Source organism: Microbulbifer regidiadema (SeqCode), assembly GCF_052466995.1.
The window spans coordinates 2,436,062-2,448,659 of record NZ_CP174297.1 but is presented as its reverse complement, the minus strand read 5'-3'; the positions used below and the strand labels follow the sequence as shown (position 1 = coordinate 2,448,659).

Annotated in this window: 9 protein-coding genes; all 9 read left to right on the top strand. The window is 38.4% G+C overall.

Translation table 11 applies throughout. The annotated features are described in order from the left end of the window. Positions 1–48 precede the first annotated feature (48 nt). The 9 genes from rfbD (at position 49) to ACJJIK_RS10495 (ending at position 12,438) form a co-directional block, all read left to right on the top strand. A complete protein-coding gene (gene rfbD, locus ACJJIK_RS10535) occupies positions 49–924 on the top strand; it encodes a dTDP-4-dehydrorhamnose reductase (protein ID WP_444945009.1) in 876 nt (291 codons plus the stop codon). 42 nt (positions 925–966) lie between these two features. Further along, positions 967–2,100, top strand: coding sequence for a dTDP-glucose 4,6-dehydratase (gene rfbB, locus ACJJIK_RS10530; RefSeq protein ID WP_444945057.1), 1,134 nt, complete (start codon positions 967–969; stop codon positions 2,098–2,100). A gap of 132 nt (positions 2,101–2,232) precedes the next feature. Then, positions 2,233–3,648 carry a hypothetical protein gene (locus ACJJIK_RS10525; protein WP_444945008.1) on the top strand — a complete coding sequence of 472 codons (1,416 nt, stop codon included), beginning with the start codon at positions 2,233–2,235 and terminating at the stop codon, positions 3,646–3,648. A 43-nt stretch (positions 3,649–3,691) separates the two neighbouring features. Then, complete coding sequence (locus ACJJIK_RS10520; protein ID WP_444945007.1) at positions 3,692–5,239, top strand: glycosyltransferase; 1,548 nt, start codon at positions 3,692–3,694, stop codon at positions 5,237–5,239. A 203-nt stretch (positions 5,240–5,442) separates the two neighbouring features. After that, the gene (locus ACJJIK_RS10515; RefSeq protein WP_444945056.1) at positions 5,443–6,522 is read left to right on the top strand and encodes a glycosyltransferase; all 1,080 of its coding nucleotides are present in this window, start codon (positions 5,443–5,445) and stop codon (positions 6,520–6,522) included. A 31-nt stretch (positions 6,523–6,553) separates the two neighbouring features. After that, positions 6,554–7,555 carry a hypothetical protein gene (locus tag ACJJIK_RS10510; RefSeq protein WP_444945006.1) on the top strand — a complete coding sequence of 334 codons (1,002 nt, stop codon included), beginning with the start codon at positions 6,554–6,556 and terminating at the stop codon, positions 7,553–7,555. 684 nt (positions 7,556–8,239) lie between these two features. Next, a complete protein-coding gene (locus ACJJIK_RS10505) occupies positions 8,240–8,803 on the top strand; it encodes a sulfotransferase (protein WP_444945005.1) in 564 nt (187 codons plus the stop codon). A gap of 145 nt (positions 8,804–8,948) precedes the next feature. After that, entirely contained in the window at positions 8,949–10,079 is a 1,131-nt protein-coding gene (locus ACJJIK_RS10500) for a glycosyltransferase family 2 protein (protein ID WP_444945004.1), read from the top strand. Positions 10,080–10,098: 19 nt separating this feature from the next. After that, positions 10,099–12,438, top strand: coding sequence for a glycosyltransferase family 2 protein (locus tag ACJJIK_RS10495; protein ID WP_444945003.1), 2,340 nt, complete (start codon positions 10,099–10,101; stop codon positions 12,436–12,438). Positions 12,439–12,598: the final 160 nt, after the last annotated feature.

Genomic DNA, 12,598 nt, shown 5'->3' with positions numbered 1-12,598 from the left:
ATTTATACACTGTGCATCATTATCTATGGGCAGCTGCCTGGGGAATCTATGAAAATTTTGGTTACAGGTAAGAATGGACAGCTTGGTCGAGAACTTCAAAATCTATGTCCTATAGAACATGAACTAATTAGTCTATCTCGTGAGGAATTAGATATCTCAGATAGGCAGATGGTTGAGACAGTAATACAACAACATTGTCCTGAAGTGATCATTAATGCAGCGGCCTATACCGCCGTAGATAAAGCAGAAAAAGAACAAAATTTAGTCTTTTCTGTCAATTTAGATGGGGCATTAAATCTTGCTAAATTCTGTAAGCAATTTGGTATACGCTTTATTCATATATCCACTGACTTTGTTTTTGATGGACAAAAATCATCACCTTATAGTGAGTTAGACGAAATAGCTCCATTAGGAGTTTATGGGGCTAGTAAAGCTGAAGCGGAAATTGCTATTCAAAAAATATTCCCAGAATCAGTAATTATTCGCACAGCTTGGGTTTATTCAGTTTATGGAAATAATTTTGTTAATACTATGCTTAGACTAATGTCTGACAAAGAGCAGTTAGGTGTAGTTGCTGATCAAGTTGGTACGCCAACCTGGACAGGTACTCTTGCTAAAGTGTTATTTGCTTTAGTGAAGAAAGAGAGCGCAAAAGGTATATATCATTGTACCGATCTCGGAGTTGCTAGTTGGTATGATTTTGCAGTGGCTATTTTTGAAGAAGGGAAAATATATGGCCTTATTCCCAGAGATAAAAAATTAACTATTAATGCAATTACTACGGAGGATTATCCAACACCGGCTAAGAGGCCATCATACAGTGTGCTGGATAAAAGCCGATTAACAAAAGAGCTGGATGTTGAGTTGCAAAATTGGCGTAATATTTTACAGCAAGCATTATCTATTAAGGCTCAGAAGCTTTAAGATCATTTGAATAACTTAACTGTGATTGATATTGATATGAAGATGAAACACTTGCTGGTAACCGGTGGTGCAGGCTTTATTGGAGCTAACTTTGTTCACTACTGGATGAAAAATTACCCGCAAGATACTGTGGTGGTTCTGGATGCACTGACTTATGCGGGAAATCTTACAAATTTGAATCCAGTGAATGATTTGCAAAATTTTATATTTTGTCAGGGGGATATTTGTGATACTGCACTGGTTGAAAATATACTTAGAGAGCATAAAGTTGACACGATTGTACATTTTGCTGCTGAAAGCCATGTAGATCGTTCAATCACTGGCCCAGATGCATTTATTCAGACAAATATTATAGGTACTCATAGTTTACTTAAGGCGGCAAAAAAAATATGGCTAGACGAAGGTTTGAATAGGGGTAAGCATCGCTTTCACCATGTATCTACCGATGAAGTATATGGCTCCCTTGGAGCAGAAGACCCAGCTTTTTCTGAGACTACACCCTATGCACCTAATAGTCCATATTCTGCAAGTAAAGCAGCGTCTGATCACTTAGTACGAGCTTACCATCACACCTACGGCTTGAAAGTAACAACCAGTAATTGTTCTAACAATTATGGTCCATATCACTTTCCTGAAAAGTTAATCCCTCTTGTAATCATAAATATCTTAAAGAACCAGCCACTGCCCGTATATGGAGATGGAAAACAGATACGCGATTGGCTCTATGTGGAAGATCATGCGCGAGGTATTGATTTAGTGATACGTAAAGGGCAGTTAGGAGAGTGTTATAACATAGGGGGGAGCAATGAGTGGACAAATATTGATATTGTTAAGCTTATTTGTGAACTGGTTGATAAGTCCTTTATCAATAAACCTGAATTAGCAGCAATGTTTCCCGATGCAGCCAGTGCAATAAATGGCTCTTCTCATAGACTTATAGCTTATGTTAATGATCGACCCGGTCATGATCGTAGATACTCAATTGATCCTAGTAAATCATTTTCTGAACTTGGCTATAAACCTTCTGAAAGCTTTATAACTGGAATTAAAAAAACACTTGATTGGTATCTCAATAATGAAAATTGGTGGAGGATGGTATTAAACGGTAGTTATCGAGAGTGGATTGACTCCCAATATGGTCGGGCAGATAAAAATAAAATAGTAGAACATACTTAAATGGTTTGGCTGATTTATCTTGTGTGAATCTAGGGTGCATTGATTTTTATTTCTGCGCTAAATTTTACTTTTTATCGGCTGTTAATTTTAAACATAAGGATTTGTGAGGGATTTCACGTGTTGGCGAGTGTTTTGAAACGTAGCTCTTCTTTAAAGGTTGAAAAAATATTAAATGAAGATTTCTATCGCTCAGCCTATGGCGGAGAGATAGGTCGAGGAGACCCTAAAAAACATTTCTTAAAAAATTTTAATAGTCTTGACTATGACCCCTGTGCAGAAATTTCTCTAAGTCGGCTAAGTAAAAAATACAAAAAACTTTCAGTAGAAGAAATATTGAATAGGCTCTGTTCTGATGAGAAGTTTTTCAAGAGTAGCAGAAGCATTAGTTGTGCTGTCTTTAGGCATTTCAAGATTGAAGAGAGTAAATATATAGTTCGCTCATGCGAATTAATACTGGAGGCCTTTGATGAGGAGTATTACTTAGATCTCAATCAGGATGTTGCTAAATCATGGCTCCCTGCACACATCCATTATGTTTTATTTGGAGCTTATGAGGGGCGGGCACCCGTTAGCTGGTTTGATTCTAAGTTTTATCTGGATGAAAATGAAGATGTTTTAAATCTAAGCCTTAATCCGTTAGCACATTATCTAGAATTTGGTCAAAATGAAGGGCGTTTCACGAACGCAGAGGAAAAAAGGACTGAGCTTGTCAAGCAAAATAAAAATAGAGTTGTGGACGAGCGAACTTCTGTCGATAAAGACTTCTATCTTGAAGTAAATAAAGATGTAAGGGATCTTAATTTAGACCCCGTTGCTCACTATTACGAGTTTGGTGAGCGTGAAGGCCGTATGCCAAATCAATATTTTGACCCCCATTTTTATCTGTCTGAATATAGTGATGTAAAAAGTTCTGGCATGCCTGCGCTTGATCACTACAGAGAAATTGGGAGGGCGCAAAATCGTAAAGCCCTGTGTGAAAATAGAGATTACAGTGAAATACTCAACAACTTCACCTCTAAAGGGCACACTGAAAAAACAGAAGAAAAGCCTCTGCCGATTACTTTCGATAAAGACTTTTACTTAGAAAATAACCCAGATGTTAAGGCTGCCGGGGTTGAGCCATATAGTCACTATGTTTGTAATGGTGAGTCTGAAGGGCGAGCTCCTAATGAGTATTTTGATCCTGATTTTTATAAGGCTATTAATGCAGATGTAAGAGCGCATAAAATTTCACCATTTGAGCACTTTTGTAAGTTTGGATATAGTGAAGGAAGATTGGGCTGTGTTCCTGATAGGTCAAAACGCTCTGCTAGAAGTAGTCCACTATTATTTGTAGGTCATGATGGTATTCAAGCGGGATCTGAAATTGTTCTTCTTGAGGTGATTAAATGGTTTTATCTGCATACTGACCGAAAGATAAAAGTATTATTGTTAAGTCCAGGCCCCGTAGCAAATCAATATGCGATGTATGCCGACATATTCGTTCTTCCCAACTATGAGGTTGATAGCAAAGAGGATTTTCGAGAATTTCTTAAAAGAAGAGTTTGAGTTTATATACGCCAATACGGTTGTTACTGGGTGTTTTTTCAAGTTGCTTAAGGAGTGCAATATTTCAGTTTCAGGGGATGTTGTTGCACACATCCATGAAATGGAAAAAGTTATCGAGGAAAATATTGACAACTTCTATCAGCTTAAGCCCCGGGTGAAACACTGGATATCGGCATCACCGGCTACAACATCGACTCTAAATAAAAAGTATGAAGTTGATCGCAAATCAATTACCACTGTACCTGCATTTATTAATCCTATATCTGACAGTAAACTTTCTAGTAAGAATATAAAAAAACGCATTCGATCTGAGTTAAAAATGTCCCCAACAGCGGTTGTGGTGGCAGGGTGCGGCACTGTTTACTGGAGAAAAGGGCCTGATATTTTTTTAAATGTTGCTAGAAAGTTGCTTAATATTTCAGGGTTGGAGTGTCAATTTCTTTGGGTGGGTGATGGGCCTGACTTTGAAGAGATTAATAGCTCGCTGTCAGAAGATGAGCGTAAAAATATTAGATTTATTGGCTCTAGAGAAGATGCCAGTCAGGTTCTTGCCGCAGCGGATATATTTTTTCTTTCTTCTAGAGAGGACCCATTCCCTCTTGTTGTAATGGAGGCTGCTCAGCACTCAATACCTACAGTCTGTTTTGCAGAGGCCACAGGTATTGTTGAATTCGTAAAGAGTGACGCGGGTATTTGCGTAAGTAAAGTCGATATTAATAAAGCTAGCTCTGCAATTAAAGTTTTAATAAATGATAGTGATTTGCGAAAAAAATTAGGTTCGAAAGCTAAAGAAAGGGTGTTTAGTGAATATACAGCAGAGAAGCAGTGTCTAAATATATATTCTGCGATTAGAAATAATACTACCTATCTACCTTCAGTTAGTGTAGTGGTGCCATTCTATAATCATGAAAAATTTGTAGTTGAACGAGTTGAGTCAATTATCAATCAATCCGTAAAGGATATTGATATAATTTTTATGGATGATTGCTCAAGCGATAACACAATAAAAGTAGTTGAGAGCTATGCTTCTGATCCGAGAGTTAAAGTACATCAAAATAATATAAATTCAGGATCACCTTTTAAGCAGTGGAAAAAGGGCATGTCATTAGCTTGTAGTGAGCTAATATGGATTGCTGAAGGGGATGACTCTTCTAGTAATAATTTTCTTGAGGTGTTGCTTCCATACTTTGATGATCCAATGATGTGTATTGCTAGTGCGAAGACACAAATAATTAATGAAGCTGGTGATGTTGTCGAAGGAGCTTTAGATCCATATTTAAATAGTGCATACCCTGAAAAGTTTAATCAAAGCTATATTAGTGATGGGTTTAAAGAGGTAAATGAGTCTCTGGGGGCCATGTGTACTTTGGTAAATGCCAGTGGTCTACTTATACGTAAAGCTTCAATTACTGAGCCTATGCTTAATGAAGCTGGTCAGTTTAAAATGTGTGGTGATTGGTATGTTTACCTAAGCACCTTAAAGAGGGGAAGATATCTTATGATGTTCGTGCTGAAAATTATTTTAGAAGACATTCTTCCTCGGCTGTCCATAAGATTGAGGGCTCAAAGATATACTTTGATGAGCGAATAAAAATAGCGAAATATGTTTTTGAAAACTATAACGTTAGTGTAAATCTCGCAAGAAAGGCTATAAAAACAATTGATGGCGAGTGGAATAGGTTTAAGGGGCGGCATAAAGGAAAAAATAAATCTGATATTTTTGATGTAAATGATCTGCTTAAATATTTCAGGTCGCCTAGTAAAAGTCTACACGTGGCATTTTACGTTCACGGGATGTTGTTCTCAAAGGGGGGGATTGAGAAGCTTGCTGCTGATATTTCTAATAGGCTTGTGCAGGATGGTTACAAGGTAACTATTTATTGCAGAACTTGGGATAATGCTAAGCCAGTGTATCCCCTCTTTGAGTCTGTAGAGGTCAAGGGTATTTTTGATGAAACTCAGCAGGACGATACTATACCCCTAATGAGGAAAGATTTATTGAGCTCTGGGGTTGATGTTTTTATCCCTATGCTGTCAGAGTGGATTTTTGAGCCCGTCATTGCTGCCGCAGAAAGCACAGGAATTCCTGTTATCGCATCAGAGCATAATGATCCGGATAAAATTGTGGAGTTGTGGTGGGATAAAAATAAAAGGATTGAAACTTTTTCTAAGGTTGAACGTATACATTTGATATTGGATCAGTTTTCTAGCTCTATCCCTGACTCGTTAAAACATAAAGTGGAGATTATCCCTAATTTTGTTAAGCCCTTAGGGGATAACTTGGAAAAACCTCAGCGAGAGAAGATTATTATTGCAGTTGGACGGTTGACGAAACAAAAAAGAATTGATCGGTTAGTAGATGCATTTTCGCTTATAGGGAGTAAGTATCCAGATTGGCAGGTTCATGTTTATGGTGAAGGTGAATTGAGAGGGGAGCTTCAAGCTAGAATTTTAAATAAAAAAATTGAGGATCAATTCTTTCTGAAGGGGAGTACTGACAAGATAGATGAAAAATATCTATCAGCCTCAATTTTTGTAATCCCTTCAGAGTTTGAGGCTTTTGGTATTGTTGTAGCTGAAGCTCAGCAGTGCGGCTTGCCATGTATTGGCTACGCAAGCTGCAATGGCCCTAATATGTTAATAGAGCACGGAGTAAACGGATTTATTTCTAATGATAGTTATAAATTAACACAAGTAAAAAATCTATCTCAAGATATAGAACGTTTAATTATTGACTCATCACTAAGGGATGCTTTTGGGCAGAAGGCGAGAGAAAGTGTTGTTAAATATGAGATTGAGAATGTGATAGTGCGATGGAAAGATATTATTAACTCAGTTTCGAGTTCTAAATCATTGGGTCATTCTAGTAATTAATAGTAACGATAAGTTATCGGCGGAATTATATATGAAAGAGTTAATTGTTCATGCAGGCATGCCTAAAAACGGCTCTAGTGCTATACAAGTGATGTTTGCCAAGAATCGTGACAGGTTACTGGAGCTGTCCCTTGATTACTTTGATATAGGTGAGTTCGAGTCAGGAAAATCCGGAGCAATAACTTCGGGTAATGGCGCACTTATTTCCCGGTCGCTTTTAGGTTCTAATCATGAAGCCTATTATGCCGATCCAGATAAAAAAATATTTTCAGAGTTAAAGAAAAAAATAGTTGATAGCCCTGCTAAAATTGGCATTCTTTCATCTGAATTTTTTACAAATATTCCAGAAAAATCACTCGTCATCCTGAAGAAGTTTTGTGATGAATTAGGGGTAAAGCTAAAGTACTTTTATTACGTAAGGCGGCAGGATCAATTTCTAATGTCCGGTTATATGCAGAGAGTTAAACGTCACGGGAGTGTGGATTTCCCGGAAGAATTTATCAGGTCAACTTATAAAGGGGTAGGTTTCTTAAACTATTTTTCCTTCACGGCAAGGATTGAGGATGTCTTGGGTGAAGGTAACGTGATAGTCAGAAACTTTAATGTTGGCAGAAAGCATGCTAAAGGGCTTGCTGGTGATTTTATTGAGGCGGTTATAGGTAAGGGAGATCATATTGAATTTCGCAATGAGGTTATAAATGTAAGTCCTAGTCCTAAAGAAATTAAAGCTTTAATTTTACTTAATAAGTTTTCGCCATCCTATAAGTTTACAGATGAGTTGGTGCGTAATAGTGCAAAATATAGTCGGGCCTCAGTTGGAGGAGTCCACACTATTTTAAATCCAGATACATGCAAAGAAGTTTTGGATTATTTTTCAGATCAAAATGATCTTTTCGCAGATAAATATTTTCCTGAAGGCCATGAGTTTGATCAAGATATAGCAAAGGATTATGTTGATTTGCGGGATATAAAAATTGAGGTAGAGGATGTATTGGAGATACTGGGCGCATTGTTAGTAAAGCTATATAAGTAGGGCCGCTGGGCAATCATTAAAAAGTATCATATTTAATGATTGTCCAGAAAGAAAATACTTCCGCTCGATCTTTTAGGGTGACATTTAGTGCAAAAACTTAGAGAGATTACGTAGCAATATTTATATGGCCCATATTGGGTTTGATACAGCTAGGTGAGAGGGCGCTAATCTGCTGACTGTTTCACGATTTAATTATATTTTTAACGTTTAGCACAGTCGGGAGCCTAAATAATACCTGTTGGAGTTTCATGTTGTTGAAGTTGCTGGTGTTGAGGTTCTCTTTTAACTAAAGCTGAAAAAGTGTCGACTGGGAAAGTGGCTTTTAACATTTAAGCTTGCTTTGTCTCACAATAAATTTAAGTGTGAAATATTTCTATTTTTTGATGAGGGTGTTCTTGGTTTAATTTTGAGAGAGCTTAACAAGTAGAAAGGCGGTTGGTTTTGTCAAAAAGATAGGTGGTTTCTGAGAGGGTTTTTCAGTGTTTTGTTGTAGAAATTACCCTTCCGAAGGGGAATCTATTAAAAAGTAATATAAAAGTTTTATTTTTATTTTGAGGCGAGGTCGCTATTGTATGAATCAGGGTCTTGTGCCATATTGTGGTATTTGGCTTGGGGACTTGGTGTTCTCAAATTAATCTTTTCCCTTGCTATACTAGGATTGGGCTAGCAATAATTTTAAGTGGTATGAAAGTATTTCAAATTGGATTTAATAAATGTGGTACAACGAGCTTGAGTCACTTCTTCTTAAGGAATGGCTATAAGTCAGTTCATTGGGACTATGGCAAGTTGGCCCTTAAAATCGAAGAGAATTTTAAGGCTGGGCGACTCTTACTGGAAGGTTATGAGCAGTATAATTTTTATGGTGACATGGAGGTGGTCTCCAATAGATACCTCTATGCATTTGAGAGATATTATAAGCTGCTTGACCATCAATACCCCGGCTCATTTTTTATATTGAATAATCGCCCTATTGAGAGATGGGTGGAGAGCCGTAAACGGCACGGTGATGGGACGTACCTTGAGCGGTTCAAAAAAATTTATCGATGCAATGAAGAAGAAGTTGTTCGGCGCTGGGAGTACGAATGGTATCGGCATCATTCGAACGTTTTAAAATACTTTTATGGTCGAGATAATTTTCTATTATTTAACATTGAGACGGATAGCGGGGAGAAGTTGATAGATTTTATTGGTGAGCCTAGTCTAAAGGCTTCATATTACCGTCATACAAACAAAACTGAAAATCAATGATGGCAGCATGAAATCTTGTGTTTTTGTTTTTAGTGGGCTTTGAAGTGCATGTTGGATTTTAGGTTGTAGGTATTTGGGGCTTTTTGCCCTTGTAATTTTTTGCACCTTTTGTGCTGTGTTTTGTGCTGTGTTTTGTGGGGTCTGAATGAAGCTTGGTATTGCCGCTATATTTAAAAATGAGCTGGACTATGTCCTTGAGTGGATTGCTTACCATAGATTAATTGGGGTAAATGATTTTTTTGTTGCTGATAATGTTAGTGATGATGGAACTTCCGAACTGTTAGAATCCTTGGATCAGCTTAAAGTGATTAAGAGGATATATTTTCCCCGATGTGGGGATGATGGCCCCCAGATGCCGGCCTATAACCATATCTTAAAAAGATATGGTGGATCTGTTGATTTGCTATGCTATATCGATGCCGATGAATTTATTGTAAATACAAATGGACTTACTTTGAAGGATAATCTATCTGAGTTTAAAAAAAATAAAGATGCGGGCGCCATGGCATTAAACTGGAGGAATTTCGGTTCTTCAGGAAATAAGTTTAAGGAAGAGGGTTTGGTGATAGAGAGATTTACACAGGCCTCTTTACTGGATCATGACTTCAATCGTCATATAAAAACAATCTTGAAGCCATCTATGGTTGAGAGGATGCATGTTCATGAGTGTATACTTCGAAGTGGAAATTACTATTCTTCGAATATGAAACCTTCGATTTTTGAGAATGGTTTGGCGTTTGAGCCAAAGACTAAAAATGTTTTATTTGACCGGATTCGAATCAATCACTATGTGGTTAAGTCGCGCCAGGAGCATATGGTGAACAAGGAGCGAAAAGGGTCGGGAGCTGGGAGTTTAAAGCGGAGCAAAGGGGCTTCGTATTTTAAAGCTCATGACTTAAATGATGAATTTGATGGGTTATTGATCCCATTTGTGGATGATGTAAAAAGGGGGGTGGATGTCTTAAAAGCTAGCTTGGTTTCTGAAACCCCATATCTAAGCTATGGGCGCTCTCATGTAGATGTCTCATCTGGAAATATTTCTGGGTGGGCCGTTTCTGAGTTTGATGGTCCATTAAAAGTACGACTATTAATTAATGACAAGGAGTTTCTTGTGGATGTAAATCGAAGGCGAGAAGACGTTGTACGCAAAGGTATTTCCCGCCATTTAAAATGTGGTTTTAGTTTTGCACCACCGAGCCCTTTATCAGAGCAAGATAAAGTGGAGGTTTTTATCTATGGTACCAACGTGAAAGCGAGTCTTAATTTTAAGTGGTGAGTTGGTTTGTATTTGTTAATTGATTGTTCGCGGTAAAGAATATTTTTTTGATGTTTTTGGTTTGTGCCAAAGGGGCGGCAATTTTAGTGGGTTATTTACATTGAAATTTATTAAAGGCTTTTTCCAAAATGATATTTTGCCAAAGCTTAAGCCTGAATTCGAATCTGACTCGATAAGGTTGTCAGAGGGTGTTTTCGAATGGTGTTCTAAAAGTGGGAATTCTGAATTTTCAATTATTAATCCGGCTGTTAGTGCTGGTTGGTACATGTTGGAAGTAGACTTGCTTCATGATCAGTCTTGTGTGGATGCAAAGATTGATTTTGATTTTGGTCACGGTTTCAAAGATTATGAAAGTATCTTTATCCCTATAAAGGCGGGCCGGATCTCTAAAAGGTTAATTTGTGTTCCTAGTCGTGTATCTTTAATGCGCTTTAGACTTATTAATTCTAATGGAAATTTTTCTATTCGCAGATTTTTTTTGATTAGGCTTCTTCCTCAATTTGCTTACGATCGGCTAGCCCAGCGTTTGGCCAATATGCACTTCAAATTTCGCAATAAAAGAAAAGCAAGTGTACTCCGGGAGATTCGAGATGAAGCTCGAGAGAAAGGTTGTTCTTGGCGGGAGCTGGCATTAGAGTATTATGCCAATACCTTTATAAAGAAAAGACAGTCGCGTGATTATTTGTCCTGGATTCACATAGTAGAAGCGAAGAAAAAAGATTGTAAGTTTGTTCAGTTAGAAAAATCTGTGAACAAGCCTTTTATCTCTATTGTTGTTCCAACGTATAATACTGATGTTAAATTGCTACGCTCTTGTATTGATTCTGTACTTGCACAGAATTATATTAATTGGGAGTTATGTATAGCGGATGATTTTTCTTCTAACCTAGAGGTTAGGGCCTGCTTACAAGAATACCGAGATAAGGATTCTCGTATTCAAGTGGTGTTTCGGGAGGAGAACGGTCATATATCAGCTGCAAGTAATTCGGCTCTGTTATTGGCTAAAGGCGAATATATAGCATTTCTGGATCATGATGATACTCTGGCGTCACATGCACTTCAACGAATAGCCCTTGCTATTTTAGAAAACCCACAAGCGCAGCTTCTCTATAGCGATGAAGACAAAATCAATGAGCAGGGTGAGCGCTTCGATCCACACTTTAAGCCTGATTGGAATCCAGATCTTCTGTTATCGCAAAATTACATCTGTCATTTAACGGTGTTAAGTAATTCTCTTATTAAAAAAGTTGGAGGTTTTCGCCTTGGGTTAGAGGGAAGCCAGGATCACGATCTATTGTTACGCTGCTTACCGTATTTAGATGCAACTAAAGTGGTGCATATTCCCGAGATACTTTATCATTGGCGGGCCATTGATGGTTCGACAGCGCAAGAAAGCGCAGCCAAAAATTATGCCGCTGTAGCAGGTCTTAGGGCTGTAGGTGATTATATCCAAAGTGAGGAATTGAAAGCTAAAATCTTACCTGGAATAGCTCCAAATAGCTATCGGGTATGTTGGGATGTACCTGAGCCGGCACCTTTGGTGAGTTTACTAATTCCTACCCGCGACGGTTTCGATGTTCTTAAACCCTGTGTAGAAGCTATTCTCGCTAGAACAAGTTATCCAAATTTTGAATTGTTGATTTTGGATAATCAAAGTCGCTGTGAAGAGACATTACGTTTTCTAGACGAAGTGAAAGCCTCTGATTCTCGTGTCTCCGTACATCGTTGGGATCACCCTTTTAACTATTCTGCAATCAATAACTTTGGAGCTGGGTTAGCTAGGGGTGACATAATTGGTTTGATTAACAATGATATCGAGCCTATTAATGAAGATTGGCTGACGGAGATGGTTGGTCAGGTTCAACGGCCGCAAATTGGTTGCGTTGGAGCAAAGCTTTATTATCCAAACGATACTATTCAGCACGGTGGCGTGATTTTGGGAATTGGTGGTGTTGCAGGCCATTCACATAAGTATTTTAGCCGTCATGAATATGGGTATTTTTCACGTTTGCACCTGATACAGAATCTCTCAGCAGTAACAGCAGCCTGCCTGCTAATAAGAAAGGAGGTTTTTGAAGAGGTTGCAGGTCTCGATGCGGAAAATCTTGCCATTGCCTTCAACGATGTTGATTTATGTCTTAGAGTGCGTGAAGCGGGTTATCGTAACATTTGGACCCCGTATGCGGAGCTTTATCATCATGAGTCTGTGTCCCGGGGAGCTGATGATACACTGGCCAAGCGTCGACGAGCGCAGCGGGAAGCCGAGTATATGCGAAGTCGTTGGGGGGAGTTGTTAGACTCTGATCCAGCTTATAATCCCAACTTGACCTTGATTCATGAGGATTTCTCGCTGGCATAGGGAGGGGGCTAGGTAGCTCAAGAGCTACCGGTATAGCTTGTCTACATCAGGTTTTCAGGGCGGCGATCCACTTGGCAAGGTAACCATCCAGTAGTCGCAGTAGTTTGTGCGAGTTTTACGGCATAATTATGTCATATTTGGCATAATCTAGACTTATTAC